15 protein-coding genes are annotated in these 17,973 nt (G+C 59.5%); 12 read left to right on the forward strand and 3 right to left on the reverse strand.

Translation table 11 applies throughout. The features are described 5' to 3' along the window. Positions 1 to 141 precede the first annotated feature (141 nt). The 7 genes from ORL50_RS26185 (at position 142) to tauD (ending at position 8,391) form a co-directional block, all read left to right on the forward strand. Positions 142 to 2,466 carry a Tex family protein gene (locus ORL50_RS26185; protein ID WP_266019296.1) on the forward strand — a complete coding sequence of 775 codons (2,325 nt, stop codon included), beginning with the start codon at positions 142 to 144 and terminating at the stop codon, positions 2,464 to 2,466. Next, positions 2,466 to 2,849 (forward strand): PaaI family thioesterase, encoded by a 384-nt coding sequence (locus tag ORL50_RS26190; protein ID WP_266019298.1) that lies wholly within the window; start codon positions 2,466 to 2,468, stop codon positions 2,847 to 2,849. The genes ORL50_RS26185 and ORL50_RS26190 overlap by 1 nt, the downstream gene beginning before the upstream one ends. A gap of 258 nt (positions 2,850 to 3,107) precedes the next feature. Further along, positions 3,108 to 4,691: a glutamate--cysteine ligase gene (gene gshA, locus ORL50_RS26195; RefSeq protein WP_266019299.1), complete on the forward strand. Its 1,584-nt coding sequence runs from the start codon at positions 3,108 to 3,110 to the stop codon at positions 4,689 to 4,691. A gap of 198 nt (positions 4,692 to 4,889) precedes the next feature. Continuing rightward, entirely contained in the window at positions 4,890 to 5,867 is a 978-nt protein-coding gene (gene tauA / locus ORL50_RS26200) for a taurine ABC transporter substrate-binding protein (RefSeq protein ID WP_266019301.1), read from the forward strand. A 15-nt stretch (positions 5,868 to 5,882) separates the two neighbouring features. After that, a complete protein-coding gene (gene tauB, locus ORL50_RS26205; RefSeq protein WP_266019302.1) occupies positions 5,883 to 6,677 on the forward strand; it encodes a taurine ABC transporter ATP-binding subunit in 795 nt (264 codons plus the stop codon). Next, entirely contained in the window at positions 6,674 to 7,507 is an 834-nt protein-coding gene (tauC, locus tag ORL50_RS26210; RefSeq protein WP_266019303.1) for a taurine ABC transporter permease TauC, read from the forward strand. Before tauB ends, tauC begins: the two co-directional genes overlap by 4 nt. A gap of 41 nt (positions 7,508 to 7,548) precedes the next feature. Beyond that, the gene (tauD, locus tag ORL50_RS26215; protein WP_266019305.1) at positions 7,549 to 8,391 is read left to right on the forward strand and encodes a taurine dioxygenase; all 843 of its coding nucleotides are present in this window, start codon (positions 7,549 to 7,551) and stop codon (positions 8,389 to 8,391) included. A gap of 156 nt (positions 8,392 to 8,547) precedes the next feature. On the opposite strand, the gene mgrA is transcribed toward tauD, so the two are convergent. From mgrA to epsC, 3 genes are all read right to left on the reverse strand, one after another. Beyond that, positions 8,548 to 9,585, reverse strand: a complete 1,038-nt coding sequence (gene mgrA / locus ORL50_RS26220; RefSeq protein WP_266019306.1) for an L-glyceraldehyde 3-phosphate reductase — start codon at positions 9,583 to 9,585, stop codon at positions 8,548 to 8,550. Between the two features lie 95 nt (positions 9,586 to 9,680). Next, positions 9,681 to 11,636 (reverse strand): choline transporter BetT, encoded by a 1,956-nt coding sequence (gene betT / locus ORL50_RS26225; RefSeq protein ID WP_266019393.1) that lies wholly within the window; start codon positions 11,634 to 11,636, stop codon positions 9,681 to 9,683. A gap of 426 nt (positions 11,637 to 12,062) precedes the next feature. Then, a complete protein-coding gene (epsC, locus tag ORL50_RS26230; protein ID WP_266019307.1) occupies positions 12,063 to 12,989 on the reverse strand; it encodes a serine O-acetyltransferase EpsC in 927 nt (308 codons plus the stop codon). A gap of 189 nt (positions 12,990 to 13,178) precedes the next feature. Here epsC and ORL50_RS26235 point away from each other — a divergent pair, with 189 nt between their 5' ends. The 5 genes from ORL50_RS26235 (at position 13,179) to ORL50_RS26255 (ending at position 17,823) form a co-directional block, all read left to right on the forward strand. After that, a complete protein-coding gene (locus ORL50_RS26235) occupies positions 13,179 to 14,171 on the forward strand; it encodes a D-cysteine desulfhydrase (protein ID WP_266019309.1) in 993 nt (330 codons plus the stop codon). Between the two features lie 208 nt (positions 14,172 to 14,379). Further along, positions 14,380 to 15,174, forward strand: coding sequence for a cystine ABC transporter substrate-binding protein (tcyJ, locus tag ORL50_RS26240; RefSeq protein ID WP_266019311.1), 795 nt, complete (start codon positions 14,380 to 14,382; stop codon positions 15,172 to 15,174). Then, positions 15,174 to 15,839 carry a cystine ABC transporter permease gene (gene tcyL, locus ORL50_RS26245; protein WP_266019313.1) on the forward strand — a complete coding sequence of 222 codons (666 nt, stop codon included), beginning with the start codon at positions 15,174 to 15,176 and terminating at the stop codon, positions 15,837 to 15,839. The genes tcyJ and tcyL overlap by 1 nt, the downstream gene beginning before the upstream one ends. Positions 15,840 to 15,843: 4 nt before the next feature. Continuing rightward, positions 15,844 to 16,599 carry an L-cystine ABC transporter ATP-binding protein TcyN gene (gene tcyN / locus ORL50_RS26250; RefSeq protein ID WP_266019316.1) on the forward strand — a complete coding sequence of 252 codons (756 nt, stop codon included), beginning with the start codon at positions 15,844 to 15,846 and terminating at the stop codon, positions 16,597 to 16,599. A 477-nt stretch (positions 16,600 to 17,076) separates the two neighbouring features. Continuing rightward, positions 17,077 to 17,823 (forward strand): hypothetical protein, encoded by a 747-nt coding sequence (locus ORL50_RS26255; protein ID WP_266019318.1) that lies wholly within the window; start codon positions 17,077 to 17,079, stop codon positions 17,821 to 17,823. The last annotated feature ends 150 nt before the right edge of the window (positions 17,824 to 17,973 follow it).

Here is a 17,973-nt window from a genome sequence, read left to right on the forward strand (position 1 = left end):
TGGCAGTAATTGTTCGATTTCACGGGTCAACGGGATGCCTGTTGATCCAGGTAGCGGCGCAGGCCAGGCCGCTCAACCAGACTCGCCGAGCCTTTAATCCTGTGCCTGCGAGCCTGCTTTCACAATTTGTCAGGTGGTTCTATGGACAGCATCAACAGCCGCATCGCCGAGGAACTCGGTGTACGCCCACAACAGGTCGAAGCGGCCGTCGCGCTACTCGATGAAGGCTCTACCGTGCCCTTCATCGCCCGCTACCGGAAAGAAGTGACCGGCAGCCTCGATGACATCCAGTTGCGGCATCTGGAAGAGCGCCTGCGCTACCTGCGAGAACTCGACGAACGGCGCATCAGCATCCTGGCCAGCATCCAGGAGCAAGGCAAGCTGACCCCACAGCTGGAGCGCGACATCAAGCTCGCCGACACCAAGACCCGCCTCGAAGACTTGTACCTGCCGTACAAGCAGAAGCGCCGCACCAAGGGCCAGATCGCCCTGGAAGCCGGCCTCGGCGAGCTGGCCGACGGCCTGTTCAACGACCCGAGCCTGACGCCGGACGTCGAAGCCGCGCGCTTCATCAACGCTGAAAAAGGTGTGGCCGATGTGAAGGCGGCCCTCGAAGGTGCCAAGTACATCCTGATGGAGCGCTTCGCCGAAGACGCCGGCCTGCTGGACAAGCTGCGCAGCTACCTCAAGCAGGAAGCCACCCTCAGTGCCCGCGTGATCGCCGGCAAGGAAGAGGAAGGCGCCAAGTTCCGCGATTACTTCGAACACGATGAACCGCTGAAAAGCATGCCGTCGCACCGCGCCCTGGCGATTTTCCGTGGTCGCAACGAAGGCATTCTCAGCTCGGCGCTGAAAGTCGGCGACGAACTGCCGGGCACCATGCACCCATGCGAAGGCATGATCGGCCAGCAGTTCGGCATCCAGAACCAGAACCGCGCCGCCGACAAGTGGCTGGGCGAAGTAGTGCGCTGGACCTGGAAGGTCAAGCTCTACACCCACCTGGAAACCGATCTGTTGGGCGAGCTGCGCGACGGCGCGGAAACCGAAGCGATCAACGTCTTCGCGCACAACCTGCACGACTTGCTGCTATCGGCCCCGGCCGGCCCGCGTGCCACATTGGGCCTCGACCCGGGCCTGCGCACCGGTTGCAAGGTTGCCGTGGTCGATTCCACCGGCAAGCTGCTGGATCACGCCACGGTTTATCCGCACGTGCCGCACAACAAATGGGACCAGACCATCGCGATTCTGGCGGCCCTGTGCGCCAAGCACTCGGTTGACCTGATCGCCATCGGCAACGGCACTGCCAGCCGCGAAACCGACAAGCTGGCCGCCGAGCTGATCAAAAAATACCCAGCCATGAAAATGACCAAAGTCATGGTCTCCGAGGCCGGCGCATCGGTTTACTCGGCATCGGAGCTGGCTTCGAAAGAATTCCCTGACCTCGACGTTTCGATCCGTGGCGCGGTGTCGATTGCCCGTCGTCTGCAGGATCCTCTGGCCGAACTGGTGAAGATCGATCCGAAATCCATCGGCGTCGGCCAGTACCAGCACGACGTGTCGCAGCTGAAACTGGCGCGCGGCCTGGACGCTGTGGTCGAGGACTGCGTGAACGCCGTGGGCGTGGACGTGAATACGGCCTCCGTGGCCCTTTTGGCGCGCATCTCCGGCCTCAACGCGACCCTGGCGCAGAACATCGTCAGCCACCGCGACGAGCACGGCGCCTTCAAAACTCGTGCGGCGTTGAAGAAGGTCGCCCGCCTGGGTGAAAAAACCTTCGAACAGGCCGCTGGTTTCCTGCGAGTCATGAACGGCGACAACCCGCTGGATTCGTCTGCGGTTCACCCGGAAGCCTATCCACTGGTGCAGCGCATTGCCGCTGAAACCGATCGCGATATCCGTTCGCTGATCGGCGACGCCAGCTTCCTCAAGCGCCTCGATCCGAAGAAGTACACCGACGAAACCTTCGGTCTGCCAACGGTCACCGACATTCTGCAGGAGCTGGAAAAACCTGGGCGCGACCCGCGTCCCGAGTTCAAGACAGCCGAGTTCCAGGAAGGCGTCGAAGACCTCAAGGACCTGCAGCTGGGCATGATCCTCGAAGGCGTCGTCACCAACGTGACCAACTTCGGTGCTTTCGTCGACATCGGCGTGCATCAGGACGGTTTGGTGCACATCTCTGCTCTTTCAGAGAAGTTCATCAAGGATCCCCGTGAGGCGGTGAAAGCCGGTGACGTGGTCAAAGTGAAGGTCATGGAAGTCGATATCCCGCGCAAACGCGTCGGTCTGTCGATGCGCATGAGCGACACTCCGGGCGAGAAAATCGACGGTGCCCGTGGTGCGCGTCCAGGTTCGGCCCCGCGCCAGTCGCAGAACACCGCACCGCGCAAGGAAACCACGGCAGCGGCTCCGGCCAACAATGCCATGGCTTCGCTGTTCGCCAACGCCAAGCAGTTGAAGAAGCGTTGATGGAACTCCCTGCCGGGCTGACCGAAAGCGCGTTTTTCAAGCTGTTGGGCTGCCGCCTGCACAGCCTGGAGACCGGGGTGGCGCAAGTCGCCCTCGGGCTTGCGCCAGAATTGCGCAATCGCGGTGGCAAGCTGCACGGTGGCGCGTTGTTCAGCCTGGTGGACATTGCCATGGGGCTGGCCTGCTCCAGCACCCATGGCTTCGACCAGCAAAGTGCGACCATCGAGTGCAAGATCAACTACATTCGCGCAGTTTCTGACGGCGAAGTCATGTGCACCGCTCGGGTGATCCACCCCGGCCGGCGGACGTTGGTGGTTGAGGCCGAAGTGATGCAAGGCGAAAAATTGGTCGCAAAAGCGCAAGGCACGTTCGCTGTCCTGTAGCTAGATGTCATCGATTTGAGTTAATTTCAGCGCTGTGACCGCAGCGCCGAAATCCCCTGTGGGAGCGGGCTTGCTCGCGAAGGCGGTGTATCAGGCAATTTATGGGTTGACTGACACTCCCTCTTCGCGAGCAAGCCCGCTCCCACATTGATTGCGGCTAGTTCCAAAACCAGGCGAAAACGCCAGTTTCAACTTCACCCTTGTAGACCGTCCTGCCCACCCCCATATTGGGGCGACTGACGCGTGAAGGAATCCAACTTGAGCGAAATTCTCAACCGCCGCCTGGCTCTGCTTGGCGAGCGCGCTAACCTCTCTCTGCTCGAACAGTGCCTTCACGGCATCGAACGTGAATGCCTGCGCGTGACCAGTGAAGGTCGCCTGGCGCAAACGCCACACCCCGAAGAATTGGGTTCCGCGCTGACCAATGAACAAATCACCACCGACTATTCCGAGTCGCTGCTGGAGTTCATCACGCCCGCCCTGCCCGACCCGGCCGACACCCTGGCGAGCCTGGACAGCATTCATCGCTTCGCCTACAGCAAGCTCGGCAGCGAGTACCTGTGGAGCCCTTCGATGCCGTGCCCGTTGCCGGCCGAGGAAGACATCCCGATCGCCTATTACGGCACCTCGAACATCGGACAGCTCAAGTACGTCTACCGCAAGGGCCTGGCCCTGCGTTACGGCAAGACGATGCAATGCATCGCCGGGATCCACTACAATTTTTCCCTGCCGGAGCAACTCTGGCCGCTGCTCAAGGAAGCCGAAGGCTTCGTCGGCACCGACCGCGACTACCAGTCCTCGGCCTACATCGCGCTGATCCGTAACTTCCGGCGCTACAGCTGGCTGCTGATGTACCTGTTCGGTGCCTCGCCGGCGCTGGATGCCGGCTTCCTGCGGGGTCGTTCCCATCAGCTTGAACAGCTCGATCCTGACACGCTGTACCTGCCTTACGCCACCAGCCTGCGCATGAGTGACCTCGGGTACCAGAGCAATGCCCAGGCCGGCCTTACGCCTTGCTACAACGACCTGGCCAGCTACACCGACAGCCTGCGTAAAGCGGTGGCCACCCCCTATGCGCCGTACGTGGAGATCGGTACCCATCAGGACGGTGAGTGGGTTCAGCTCAACACCAACATCCTGCAGATCGAAAACGAGTATTACTCCAACATTCGCCCCAAGCGCGTGACCTACACTGGCGAGCGTCCGATCCAGGCGCTGGTGGCGCGTGGTATCCAGTATGTCGAAGTTCGCTGCCTGGACATCAACCCGTTCCTGCCGATGGGCATCGACCTCACCGAGTCGCGCTTCCTCGACGCGTTCCTGCTGTTCTGCGCGCTCAACGAAAGCCCGCTGCTGACCAACAACTCGTGCGGCAACGCCACCTCGAACTTCCTCAGCGTAGTGAAGGAAGGTCGCCGCCCGGGCCTGCAACTGCAGCGCGACGGTGAGCCGGTAGATCTCAAGGAATGGGCCAGCGAGCTGCTCGAACGCATTGCGCCTCTGGCGGCATTGCTGGACCAGAGCCATGGCGGCGATGCGCACAGCAAGGCGCTGGATGCCCAGCTGGCCAAGGTCAAGGACCCGTCCCTGACGCCCTCGGCCCAGGTATTGGCGGCGATGGCAGAGCACAAGGAAAGCTTCAGCCAGTTCTCGCTGCGCCAGAGCCAAGTGCATGCCGAGTACTTCCGCAGTGAACCGCTTTCTGCTGAAGACCAGGGGAAATTCGAAGCGCGCGCGCGTTCGTCGCTGGCTGAGCAAGTGGAGCTCGAGCAGAACGAAGTCGGCGATTTTGATGTGTTTGTCGGGTCGTACCAGGCGAGCATTCTGGCGATCAGTAACTAAGCGGCGCCTTTTGAAGGATCGCAGCCTGCGGCAGCTCCTACTGTAGGAGCTGTCGAGTGCAACGAGGCTGCGATCTTTTAAAATCTCCAACTGACTTCCACACATAAGCTAATTCGAAAAAGTTATTTATTTTCGGATTCTTAGATCATTTAGTCTCCTCACACGCCAACTCTCGGCCGCCTGTTGAGGAGCTTCTCGATGAAATTGCACTTCCCCCTTCGCCTCCTGGCGGCCGCATCCCTGGCTGCGGCAAGCTTCTTTGCCCAGGCCGCCGATGTTACCGTCGCCTACCAGACCACCGTGGACCCGGCGAAAGTCGCCCAGGCCGACGGCGCCTACGAAAAAGCCACCAACGCCAAGATCGACTGGCGCAAATTCGACAACGGCGCCGACATCATCGCCGCCATTGCTTCCGGCGACGTGCAGATCGGCTACCTCGGTTCCAGCCCCCTGACTGCCGCGATCACTCGCAAAGTGCCAGTGGAAACGTTCCTGATTGCCACCCAGATCGGCGCCGCCGAAGCCTTGGTCGCCCGTGACGGTTCCGGTATCAAGACTCCGCAAGACCTGATCGGCAAGAAAATCGCCGTGCCGTTCGTTTCCACTGGCCACTACAGCCTGCTGGCTGCGCTCAAGCACTGGAACATCGACCCGTCGAAAGTCACCGTGCTCAACCTCGCACCACCAGCGATCATCGCTGCGTGGAAACGCGGCGATATCGACGCCACTTACGTATGGGACCCTGCCCTGGGCGTTGCCAAGGAAAATGGCAAAGTACTGATCACTTCCGGTGAACTGGCCAAGTTCGGCGCACCCACTTTCGATGCCTGGATCGTGCGCAAGGACTTCGCCGAGAAGCACCCGGAAATCGTCACCGCCTTTGCCAAAGTCACTCTCGATGCCTATGCCGAATACCGCAAGGACCCACAGGCCTGGCTGGCCAATCAGGGCAACGTCGACAAGCTGGTGAAGCTTTCCGGAGCCAAGGCCAGCGACATCCCTCTGCTGCTGCAGGGCAACGTCTACCCGTTGGCGGCTGACCAGGTCATCACCCTCGGCGCGCCGACTACCAAGGCCATCACCGACACCGCCGTGTTCCTCAAGGAGCAAGGCAAGGTCGAAGCGGTTCTGCCGGACTACGCGCCGTACGTCAGCGCCAAGTTCATCACCAACTGATCGGGAGTTATTGCGATGGCCTTGCTACAGCTGGAGCGCATCAGCGCACAGTACCCCGGTAGCCCCGAACCGGTACTGGCGGATATTTCCCTGAACCTGGGGCCTCAGCAATTGCTGGTAGCACTCGGCCCTTCCGGCAGTGGCAAGACCTCGCTGTTGAACCTGATTGCCGGTTTCGTCGAACCCAGTGCCGGGCGCATCACCCTCGATGGCGTGCCCGTCAAGGGGCCGAGCGCCGAGCGCGGTGTGGTGTTCCAGGACGACGCCCTGCTGCCCTGGCAAGACGTGCTGGCGAATGTCGGCTTCGGCCTGGAACTGGCAGGAATATCCAAAGAGAAACGCGAAAGCCGTGCACGGGAAATGCTCGCACTGGTAGACCTGTCCGGTTTCGAACACCGGCGCATCTGGCAACTCTCGGGCGGCCAGAAACAGCGTGTCGGCCTCGCCCGAGCGCTGGCGGCCGACCCCCGCGTGTTGCTGATGGACGAACCGTTTGGCGCCCTTGATGCGTTCACCCGCGAACAGATGCAAGAGCTGTTGCTGCAAGTCTGGCAACGTACCGCCAAGCCGGTATTCCTGATTACCCACGACATCGAGGAAGCCGTGTTCCTTGCCACTGACTTGATTCTACTGGCGCCTAATCCAGGACAAATCGTCGAACGCCTGAGCCTGGATTTCGGCAAGCGTTACGCCGCCGGCGAGTCGGCTCGGGCGATCAAGTCCGACCCGCGCTTTATCGAAACCCGCGAACATGTGCTCGGCAAAGTGTTTAACCAACGCAGCGCCGCCACGCGGCAGGAGCGCGCATGAGCAGCTATGAAATTCCAGCTGTGACGGCGAAACCCGGCTCGACGTCGATTCCGCTTCGTCGCAGTTTAAGCACCCGCTGGATCAGCGTATTAACCCTGATTGCATTGGTGACACTGTGGTGGGCCGTGACCGCCACCGGCATGATCGAGCCACTGTTCCTGCCGCCGCCGGGTGCCGTGCTGCAGAAGGGCTGGTTACTGGTGACCAGCGGCTACATGGACTCGACGCTGTGGCAGCACTTGGGCGCGAGCCTCAGCCGTATCGGCCTGGGCCTGGGCTTTGCAGTGCTGACAGCCGTTCCGGTGGGTATCGCCATCGGCCACAACCGCATCGCCCGCGGCATTCTCGACCCGCTGATCGAGTTCTACCGCCCCATCCCGCCGCTGGCGTATCTGCCGCTGATCGTGATCTGGTGCGGCATCGGTGAGCTGTCGAAAGTCCTGCTGATCTACCTGGCGATCTTCGCCCCGATTGCCATCGCGACCGCAACCGGCGTGCGCACCGTCGACCCGGCCAAATTGCGCGCCGCGCAGTCTTTGGGGGCTACCCGGGCGCAGCTGATTCGCCATGTGATTTTGCCCAGCGCTTTGCCGGACATCCTGACCGGTGTGCGCATTGGCCTGGGCGTCGGCTGGTCGACGCTGGTCGCCGCCGAACTGATTGCCGCCACCAGCGGTTTGGGTTTCATGGTGCAGTCGGCCGCGCAGTTCCTGGTCACGGACGTTGTCGTGCTCGGAATCCTGGTGATCGCGCTGATTGCCTTCGCCATGGAAATGGGCCTGCGCGCCCTGCAACGCAAACTGGTGCCGTGGCACGGCCAGGCTCACTGAACAACCAAACAACCTGGCGATCCAGGTTGAAGAGAACCACCATGACTGACTTGATCATCACCCCCTTAAGCTCGGCCCTCGGCGCCCAAATCAGCGGCATCGACATCAGCCAGCCGCTCGCCCCGCAACAGCATGCCGCCATCGAACAGGCGCTGCTCAAGCACCAGGTGCTGTTCTTCCGCGACCAGCCCATCACGCCACAGCAACAAGCACGGTTCGCCGCCTACTTCGGCGACCTGCATATCCACCCGATCTACCCCAACGTGCCGGAACAACCGGAAGTGCTAATCCTCGACACCGCCGTCACCGACGTGCGCGACAACGCGATCTGGCACACCGACGTGACTTTCCTGCCGACCCCGGCGATGGGTGCGGTGCTCAGTGCCAAGCTGCTCCCGGAGTTCGGCGGCGATACGCTGTGGGCCAGTGGCATTGCGGCCTATGAGGCGCTTTCTGCGCCAATGAAAGCCCTGCTGGAAGGGCTGACGGCCACCCACGATTTCACCCGTTCGTTTCCTCTGGAGCGTTATGGCAATACACCTGAGGCACTGGCGCAATGGGAAGAAGCCCGGCGCAAGAACCCGCCGTTGTCGCACCCGGTGATCCGCACGCATCCGGTCAGCGGGCGGCGCTCGTTGTTCGTCAACGAAGGCTTCACTTCCAAGATCAACGAGCTGTCGGAAACCGAGAGCGAAGCGGTTCTGAAACTGCTGTTCGCCCACACCACTCGGCCGGAATTCACCATTCGCTGGCGCTGGCAGAAGGACGATGTGGCGTTCTGGGATAACCGCGTCACGCAGCATTACGCAGTTGATGATTACCGTCCGGCGCGGCGGGTGATGCAGCGGGCGACGGTGTTGGGGGATGTTCCGTTCTTCAGGTAACAACCCAGCCTTTGTGCTGGATTTGATGGCCCCATCGCGAGCAGGCTCACTCCTACAGGGATCTGTGTCATTCCCAAAAGGATCTGGGAATACACAGATCCCTGTAGGAGTGAGCCTGCTCGCGATGAGGTCGCGCCGACATCGAGCCTCGACTGCCTACTCAGCCGTCGAAGGCTTCTCCCAAAGATTAATCCCGCCCTCTTGGGCAAACCGGTCAATCTCCGCCAGCTCCTCTGCACTGAAGCTCAAATTCTGCAACGCCCCGACGTTCTCGACAATCTGCTCCGGCCGGCTCGCACCGATCAGCGCCGAAGTCACCCGGGGATCACGCAGCGTCCAGGCCAGCGCCAACTGGGCGAGGCTCTGCCCGCGGCGCTGGGCAATTTCGTTCAGCGCCCGCACATGCGCAATGTTGGCTTCGGACAGGTGTGACGCCTGCAAAGAACCACCACCCGGACGATTGACCCGGGCATCTTGCGGAATGCCGTTGAGGTACTTGTCGGTCAACAGGCCCTGGGCCAGAGGGGTGAACGCAATCACGCCGGTACCGAGCTCATCGGTGACATCCAGCAGATCCTTTTCAACCCAACGATTAAGCAGGTTATAGGCCGGTTGATGGATCAGCAGCGGCACTTTCCATTCCTTCAAAAGCGCAGCCATTTCGCGGGTTTTGACCCCCGAATATGACGAAATCCCGATGTACAGCGCCTTGCCTTGCTGCACCGCCGTGGCCAGCGCGCTGGCGGTTTCTTCCAGCGGAGTGTCCGGGTCGAAGCGGTGGGAGTAGAAGATGTCGACGTAGTCCAGTCCCAGGCGCTGCAGGCTCTGGTCAAGACTGGCCAGCACGTACTTGCGCGACCCGCCGCCCTGGCCGTAAGGACCGGGCCACATATCCCAACCAGCCTTGCTGGAAATGATCAGCTCATCGCGATACTGCTTGAAATCTTCACGCAGCAAACGACCGAAGTTGATTTCCGCACTGCCGTAAGGCGGGCCGTAGTTGTTCGCCAGGTCAAAATGGTTGATGCCGAGGTCGAATGCCGTGCGCAACAACGCGCGCTGGGTGTCGATCGGCGTGCTATCGCCAAAGTTGTGCCACAGCCCCAGTGACAGCGCTGGCAGCACCAGGCCGCTGCGGCCTACGCGGCGGTAAGGGATGGAGTCGTAGCGGTTTTCGGCAGCGGTATAAGTCATCGAATCCTCTCTCGTTGGTTGTAGGAGCAAAGCCTGCTCGCGATGAGGCCCTCAAAGCCAACCGCACTTTGAGGGGTGAATCCCACCTCGGCCAATCAACGCACCAAATGCAGAAACTGCATATGCCGCTCGTACTGGTCGAGGATGTCGTTGATGATCTGTTCCTTGGTGTAGCCGACCAGATCGTAGTCCTGGCTACCCTCGCTCAGATGCACCTCGGCCCGATAATAGCGGCGATTGTTCAGCTGCTTGGACCCCATGCCACCTCGAGCAAAGGACGGCGTGAAGTAACCGCGCATCTGCACCTGATAGATGAATGGATGCTGCTCGCCATGACCGATCTCCAGGCTGACGCTGTCATTCGCCGGGTCGGGCTGAGTGACCACATTTAAGCCCTTCTCGACAAACACCGCCGTCACTTCTTCAATCGCCGGACGCACCGTCGTTTCGAGGAAGCGATAAACCTCATCTCGCGACGGGAAATGCACCGCTTGGCTAAGGCGCTGACGCCAACCACCACGGCGTGAACCGGAGACCGGGGCCAAGGAGTGCATCTGCGCGATCTGTTTCTGCGACTCCAGGTAAAACGCCTTGTGCAGGCCCCACATCATCAACAGCAGAATCAGCGAAAACGGCAACGAGGTGAGTACTACCGCAGACTTCAGCGCATCGATACTGCCGGAGAACAGCAGCGCACTGGTCACCAGCGCAGTCATCGCGCCCCAGAACACTCGCAGCCATTTCGGGCCATCCTCATCAGGATTGCCCCCCTTGGCCGACAGCGTCGATAGCACCACTGTGCCGGAGTCGGCAGAAGTGACGAAGAATACGAAGCTGATGAACACAGTGACGGCGATCACCGTCTTGCTCCACGGATAGGTTTCCAGCAGCAGGTACAACGTCATCGAGGGGTTATCGATGGCAGACATGCCGAGTGCACTCATGCCGTGGTTGAGCACCTGGTCAATCGCGCTGTTACCGAAGATCGACATCCACGCCAGGGTGAAACCCAGCGGGATCAGCAACACGCCGAAGACGAACTCGCGGATGGTTCGACCTCGGGAAATCCGTGCGATGAACAGTCCTACGAACGGCGACCATGCAATCCACCAGGCCCAGTAGAACACCGTCCAGCCACCCAGCCAGTCGCTGGGTTTATCATAGGCGTACAGGTCAAAACTCTTCATCGGCAAGGCGCCGAGGTAGTCGCCGATGTTCTGGATCAGCGTATTGAGCAAGTGCTGGGTCGGGCCGGCGAACAACACAAACAGCAGCAGCGCGCAGGCCAGCAGCATGTTGATGTCGGACATCACCCGCACGCCCTTGTCGACGCCGGACACTGCGACAATGATCGCTGCGCCCATCATCAGGGTGATCAAGCCCACCTGAATCCATTGGGTATGAGCGATGCCGAACAGATAGTCGAGGCCCGAGTTGAGGTGCAAGACCCCAAAGCCCATGTCGGCACCCAGGCCGAAGACCGTGGCGATGATGCCGAAGCCGTCCACCGCGTAGCCGATCGGGCCATTGATCCGCTTGCCAATCAAAGGGTACAGCGCCGAACGCAAGGCCAGCGGCAGGTTATGCCGGTAGGCAAAGTAGGCCAGCGCCATGCCGACGAAGGCGAATACGCCCCAGCCGTGCAGGCCCCAGTGCAGAAAAAGAATCTGCATTGCCTGACGTGCCGCATCCGCCGTGCCCGCTTCCCCTTGGGGCGGTTGCGCCAAGTGGGTCAGCGGTTCGGACACACAAAAGAAGAACAGCGTGATGCTGATCCCGGCGGCGAATAGCATGCCGGCCCAGGACAGGTAACTGAATTCGGGTTCGTCGTGGTCGGCACCGAGCTTGATCTTGCCGTAGCCGGACAAGGCGGTGACCACCACGAAGACCAGATACAGGGTCATCGCGAGCATGTAATACCAGCCGACCGTATTGGCCGCCCAGTTTTGCGCTTCCAGAAGCCAGGCACCGGCCTGCTCGGGCATGGCGATAACCACAATGCCGAACAGCAGAATAAACGTCGCCGCGAAATAGAACACCGGCGGATTCATGCGGACCTGGCCGCTTGGAGGAAGGGACGATGCACTCATGAAACGTGCACCTCGAGCGTTGCGGGTAGGGCAGTGAAAATCAGACTCAGCAAAGGCAAGCCTCCTGTTGTGAGCGGGCAGCGAACCAAGGTTTAACTTGAATGAGCGTTCAAGTTAAACATGGATAGGGCGCTAAGGACTAATCGCAAGGCTCGGCGGTACTGTCTGTACGCTAGCTCAAGGAAGGGTATGAGGTGGGATTTGATCGATTGGTTCAGTGCGGAGTTGGCTGAAATGCCGTTATCGGGGAGAGGCTTGAAGAGCATCGCGAGCAGGCTCACTCCTACAGAGAAAAATGTCGGTCACAAATGTGGGGGCCGACATCCATGCCCTGTAGGAGTGAGCCTGCTCGCGATGGCGTCAGATCAGCCAACTCAGACCTGAAACTTACTTCTGCGTCCCATCATCATGTTGCAGATTCGCCTGCGTCAGGTTGCACCCCGCCGGTACACTGCGAGTCAGCCAGACATTGCCGCCAATGGTCGAACCTTTACCGATGGTAATCCGCCCCAGGATCGTCGCACCGGCATAAATCACCACGTCATCCTCGACAATCGGATGCCGGGCATGGCCCTTTTGCAACTGGCCGTCCTCATCCGCCGGGAACCGCTTGGCGCCCAAGGTCACGGCCTGATAAATCCGCACGCGCTCGCCGATGATGGCCGTTTCGCCAATCACCACGCCTGTCCCGTGATCGATGAAGAAACTGCGGCCAATCTGCGCGCCGGGGTGGATATCGATGCCGGTGGCCGAGTGCGCGATTTCCGCGCTGATGCGCGCCAGCAAGGGCAAGCCCGCGCGATACAGATGGTGCGCCAGGCGATGGTGGATCACCGCCAGGATACCGGGATAGCACAGCAGCACTTCATCAACACTACGGGCTGCCGGGTCGCCGTGATAAGCCGCCAACACGTCGGTGTCCAGCAAGCTGCGCAAGCCCGGTAAAGCCAGGGCGAAATCCTGGATGATCTGGATAGTCCGGGCTTCGACCTCGGTGTCGGCCTGGGCACTGTGGCGTGCGGCGTAGCGCAATTCCAGTCGCGCCTGGGCGAGCAAAGCGTTCAGGGCAACATCCAGGGTATGGCCGACGTAAAAGTCTTCGCTCTCCTCGCGCAGGTCCACCGGGCCCAGGCGCATCGGGAACAGCGCCCCGCAAAGGGCTTCCAGAATCTCTGCCATGGCGGCCCGCGAAGGCAATTCGCGACCACCCTGCTCGCCACTCACGCGGCCATTCTGGGTGCGCCACTGATCACGCGCTGTACGCAGTTGGCTGACGATGGATTGCAATTGCCAATGGCTGGAACGCTCGCTCACGGTAGAAACTCCTTACGGGCAGCCGGACTGTCTGGCCACCTGACGGCAAATACTTTACGGCAAGGGCTCAAAGTCGAATTAAGAACCAATAGTGCTGTACTCAGCACTTTCAGCTATATGCGATTCACGGTTGCCCAAGGTTTTGGCGCTGCCTATAGTCCTGACACCTTCCTCCGCCAGTACGGAATCATGATTAAACAACAGCTCGCCCGTTTTGACCGCCTCGATCTGCTCAGCCATCCGACTCCCCTGGAAAAACTCGAACGCCTTTCGACCTGGCTGGGCCGAGACGTATACGTCAAGCGCGATGACCTGACACCGCTGGCCATGGGCGGCAACAAGTTGCGCAAGCTTGAATACCTGGCGGCCGATGCCCTGGCCCAAGGCGCCGACACCCTCATTACCGCTGGGGCATTGCAATCCAATCATGTGCGCCAGACCGCGGCCCTGGCAGCCAAACTGGGCCTGGGTTGCGTCGCCCTGCTGGAAAATCCCCTGGGCACTGAGGACAGCAATTACCTCGGCAACGGCAATCGCCTGTTGCTGGACCTGTTCGACACCAAGGTTGAATTGGTGGAGAACCTCGACAACGCCGACGAACAATTGCAGGCCCTGGCTGATCGTCTGCGCAACAACGGCAAGAACCCTTACGTGGTGCCCATCGGCGGTTCAAACGCTTTGGGCGCATTGGGCTACGTGCGCGCCGGCCTCGAGTTGGCCGAGCAAATCAAGGACACCGGCCTGACCTTCGCCGCTGTAGTGCTTGCCTCCGGCAGTGCCGGAACCCACAGCGGCCTGGCCCTGGCCTTGAGCGAAGCACTGCCGGATCTGCCTGTGATCGGCGTGACCGTATCGCGCAGCGATGAAGATCAGCGCCCGAAGGTACAGGGCCTGGCTGAGCGAACGGCCGAGCTCTTGGGCGTGAGCCTGCCGGCAGCTTTCAACGTGCAATTGTGGGACGAGTATTTCGGCCCGCGTTATGGCGAGCCTAACGCCGGGACTTTGTCGGCAGTGAAACTGTTGGCGAGCCAGGAAGGCTTGTTGCTGGACCCGGTTTACACCGGTAAGGCCATGGCGGGCATGCTCGACGGGATAGGCCGTCAGCGTTTTGATGAAGGGCCGCTAGTGTTCCTGCATACCGGCGGCGCGCCGGCGTTGTTTGCCTACAAAGATTTTCTGTAAGCCCTACTTAATCTCATATATCCAAAAAGAATAAGAAAATCGATATTTATTATTTTCTTATCTATTAACATCATCATATAGTCGCGCCGCAGGCGAATTTGTCACAAAACGCATATGCTGCTTCATTGCAGCATATTGCAGTGGCTTCAATCCCGAATTTGCCAACTTTCCTAAAGCGTCTTCCCATAAGAAACCACAGGGGCTTGTCATGAATTTTTCCGCACTACGTCGAAATCTGCTGGTAGGTTCGCTGGGCCTGGCGCTGAGCGCCGGCCTGATCGGCCAAGCCGTTGCCGGTGAGCAGCTGCAAAAAATCAAGGACGCTGGCGTGATCAACGTCGGCCTGGAAGGCACTTACCCACCCTTCAGTTTCGTCGACGCTGACGGCAAACTGGCCGGCTTCGAAGTTGAATTCTCCGAAGCCCTGGCCAAAGAGCTGGGCGTGAAAGTGAAACTGCAGCCGACCAAATGGGACGGCATCCTTGCGGCCCTGGAATCCAAGCGCCTGGACGCTGTGATCAACCAGGTGACCATTTCCGAAGAGCGCAAGAAAAAGTACGACTTCTCCGAGCCCTACACCGTTTCCGGGATTCAGGCGCTGGTCCTGACCAAGAACAAAGACACCATCAAGACCGCTAATGACTTGGCCGGCAAGAAAGTCGGGGTTGGCCTCGGTACCAACTACGAGCAATGGGTAAAAGCCAACGTACCGGGCGCCGACGTGCGCACTTACGAAGATGACCCGACCAAGTTCCAAGACCTGCGAGTGGGTCGTATCGACGCCATCCTGATCGACCGCCTGGCTGCGCTGGAATACGCGAAAAAGGCCAAGGACACCACTGCTGCCGGCGAAGCGTTCTCCCGTCAGGAAGCTGGTATCGCCCTGCGCAAAGGCGAGCCTGAACTGCTGGCTGCAGTGAACAAGGCGATCGACAAGCTGCGTGCCGACGGTACGCTGACCAAGCTTTCGGAAAAATATTTCAACGCTGACGTCACTAAATAATGGAAGAGGCTTTCCAACTCGCGCTGGATTCCGCGCCCTTCCTGCTCAAGGGCGCGTACTACACGGTAATCTTGAGCCTGGGGGGCATGTTCTTCGGCCTGCTGATGGGCTTTGGCCTGGCGTTGATGCGTTTGTCACGCTTCAAGCTGGTGAGCTGGATCGCCCGCATCTACGTGTCGTTCTTTCGCGGCACGCCGTTGCTGGTGCAGCTGTTCGTGATCTATTACGGCCTGCCGCAATTGGGTATCGAACTTGACCCGCTGCCAGCGGCCCTGATCGGCTTCTCGCTGAACATGGCCGCCTACGCCTGCGAAATCCTGCGTGCCGCGATCAGTTCCATCGAACGCGGCCAATGGGAAGCCGCCGCGAGTATCGGCATGACCCGCGCGCAAACCCTGCGCCGGGCCATTTTGCCGCAAGCGATGCGTACGGCTCTGCCACCACTGGGGAACAGCTTCATTTCGCTGGTCAAGGACACTGCCCTGGCAGCCACTATCCAGGTGCCGGAACTGTTCCGCCAAGCGCAGCTGATCACCGCTCGCACCTTCGAAATCTTCACCATGTATCTTGCCGCCGCGCTGATCTACTGGATTCTGGCCACGGTGCTGTCGCACCTGCAGAACAAGTTGGAAGAGCGGGTCAATCGGCACGACCAGGAGACCTGACCCAATGATTGTCGTGGAAAAACTGACAAAGCAGTTCAAGGGTCAAGTGGTGCTAAATGGCATCGACCTGCAAGTGCAGGCCGGCGAGGTGGTAGCGATCATAGGGCCTAGCGGTTCGGGCAAGACCACCTTCCTGCGCTGCCTGAATTTTCTGGAAGAACCTACCAGCGGCCGAATCAAGGTTGGCGACATCGAAATCGATGGCAGTCGCCCCCTGAACCAGCAGCAAAGCCTGGTGCGTCGTCTGCGCCAGCACGTGGGTTTCGTGTTTCAGAACTTCAACCTGTTCCCCCATCGCACCGCCCTGGAAAATGTCATCGAAGGGCCAATCGTGGTGAAAAAAATTCCCCACGCCGATGCTGTTGCCCTGGGCAAGAAGCTTCTGGCCAAGGTTGGCCTGGCCGGCAAGGAAGACGCCTACCCAAGGCGCCTCTCCGGTGGTCAGCAACAGCGAGTGGCAATTGCCCGGGCGTTGGCGATGGAACCGGAAGTGATCCTGTTCGATGAACCGACTTCAGCGCTGGACCCGGAGTTGGTGGGTGAAGTATTGGCGACCATCCGCGGCCTGGCCGAGGAGAAACGTACGATGGTCATCGTCACTCATGAAATGGGATTCGCCCGGGATGTCGCCAACCGCGTAGTGTTTTTCGATAAGGGCGTGATCGTGGAACAAGGCGAGGCAAAAGCATTGTTTGCCAACCCTAAGGAAGAACGAACCAAACAATTCCTCAGCAAGTTTCTGAACAACGCCCACGCCTAACTCTCTGCAACATTCTTTAACTTCCAAGGACGGAAGTACTCCTCCCGCAACAAATAACTCATTTAATCTCCGCCACCTCTAAAGCAACTCGTTTGTGCCCGCGCGCGGTACATATCTATGGGCTGTGGCGAAATATCCTGCGCCTGTAATCTTCTCATCGCCCCGAGTCTGCTGGACGATACCTCAACGAAGCGTGACCAGTGAACACGCACTCAACGCGTAGTGATGTTCGACTAAGCCGTGCAGCTTAACGCCTGCCAAACGTAGGATATTTCTGAATAGCCTTCGATAACGCGATTGGCCAATTTGCTCTATTGACAGTTAATCGCCCGAACTTTTATCTAGCGCTCGCTCGACGGCACTTATCACGTTCAATCATTAGTTGAATTCAAAATTAATGAACGGTTTTGCTGCTCGAACATTCGCGTTCTTTATGTTTCAGAAACGGACTTCGCTGCAAAACTCCAAGGAGAACCCATGAAAAGCATCTCGAACATATCTGGACTGACAGCGCCTACGCCGGCGCAATCCCACAAGGGCGGTATCAACATTCACCTGGCGGCTCACCTGATGATGGATATAGCGCCTTATCCCGGCATGAGCGAGGGTGACCTGATCGAGCTGTATTGGGATGAGTGCTTCGTGGCTTCCAGAACCTTGGGCGCTGATGAGCTCGGTACCCCTGTCAGCCTGCGCGTACCGGAGAGCTTTATCGTCAATGGCACCTCAAGTGTGCATTACCGCCTGATGCAAATCGGCGTGGAGCCGGTTTTGTCAGCCGTCGAGCAGGTACAGGTCAAACTCGACTGTCCCGGAGGACAACCCCCACCTCTGTGCGGTGATGAAAATCAGAACCTGGCACCCGTGCAGATCCCCGAGACCATTTGCCGCAAGGGCGTTAATACCAGCCAGATCAAGCGTGGCGTTCCCCTGACCATCGAGCCCTATCTGAACATGGCCGTTGACGACGAAATCACCCTGCGTTGGGGTGATGTGCGCATGGACCTGCCCAGACTCGACTGCACGGATATCGGCCAGCCCATCCAGGTCTGGGTACCCCCAGCGATCATCGAGGAAGCCGGAGAAGACCTGCGCCTGGAGGTCACCTATTGCGTGCTCGACCGCCTGGGCAACAACTCCCGGTGGGCACCGCCGCGCAGGCTGAAAATCGGCTGTGGCAAAACCTGCATCAAGCTCAAACCAAAACGCTTACGCGTGAATTGAGATTCAGACATACCTTCTATGCATATTCCTAAAAGTTAGTTTATTTATTATTTATACACGTTTACGGTATATGCACCGGACCACCGGACATTCTTGATTTCAATCGTCGCCATTTCTCGCGGCGTTTCCATGAAGATGTGAGGTAGGTAT

This window comes from Pseudomonas sp. RIT-562 (genome assembly GCF_026241895.1).
GTDB classification, from domain to species: domain Bacteria; phylum Pseudomonadota; class Gammaproteobacteria; order Pseudomonadales; family Pseudomonadaceae; genus Aquipseudomonas; species Aquipseudomonas mandelii_F.

What these genes read in the sequence shown, in the direction of transcription:
- tauD (WP_266019305.1), top strand. Translation starts at nt 7,549, where the DNA reads ATGACTGACTTGATCATCACCCCCTTAAGCTCGGCCCTCGGCGCCCAA.
- tcyL (WP_266019313.1), top strand. Translation starts at nt 15,174, where the DNA reads ATGGAAGAGGCTTTCCAACTCGCGCTGGATTCCGCGCCCTTCCTGCTC.
- ORL50_RS26255 (WP_266019318.1), top strand. Translation starts at nt 17,077, where the DNA reads ATGAAAAGCATCTCGAACATATCTGGACTGACAGCGCCTACGCCGGCG.
- ORL50_RS26235 (WP_266019309.1), top strand. Translation starts at nt 13,179, where the DNA reads ATGATTAAACAACAGCTCGCCCGTTTTGACCGCCTCGATCTGCTCAGC.
- tauC (WP_266019303.1), top strand. Translation starts at nt 6,674, where the DNA reads ATGAGCAGCTATGAAATTCCAGCTGTGACGGCGAAACCCGGCTCGACG.
- ORL50_RS26190 (WP_266019298.1), top strand. Translation starts at nt 2,466, where the DNA reads ATGGAACTCCCTGCCGGGCTGACCGAAAGCGCGTTTTTCAAGCTGTTG.
- betT (WP_266019393.1), bottom strand. Translation starts at nt 11,636, where the DNA reads ATGAATCCGCCGGTGTTCTATTTCGCGGCGACGTTTATTCTGCTGTTC.
- tauB (WP_266019302.1), top strand. Translation starts at nt 5,883, where the DNA reads ATGGCCTTGCTACAGCTGGAGCGCATCAGCGCACAGTACCCCGGTAGC.
- tcyN (WP_266019316.1), top strand. Translation starts at nt 15,844, where the DNA reads ATGATTGTCGTGGAAAAACTGACAAAGCAGTTCAAGGGTCAAGTGGTG.
- tcyJ (WP_266019311.1), top strand. Translation starts at nt 14,380, where the DNA reads ATGAATTTTTCCGCACTACGTCGAAATCTGCTGGTAGGTTCGCTGGGC.
- tauA (WP_266019301.1), top strand. Translation starts at nt 4,890, where the DNA reads ATGAAATTGCACTTCCCCCTTCGCCTCCTGGCGGCCGCATCCCTGGCT.
- ORL50_RS26185 (WP_266019296.1), top strand. Translation starts at nt 142, where the DNA reads ATGGACAGCATCAACAGCCGCATCGCCGAGGAACTCGGTGTACGCCCA.
- mgrA (WP_266019306.1), bottom strand. Translation starts at nt 9,585, where the DNA reads ATGACTTATACCGCTGCCGAAAACCGCTACGACTCCATCCCTTACCGC.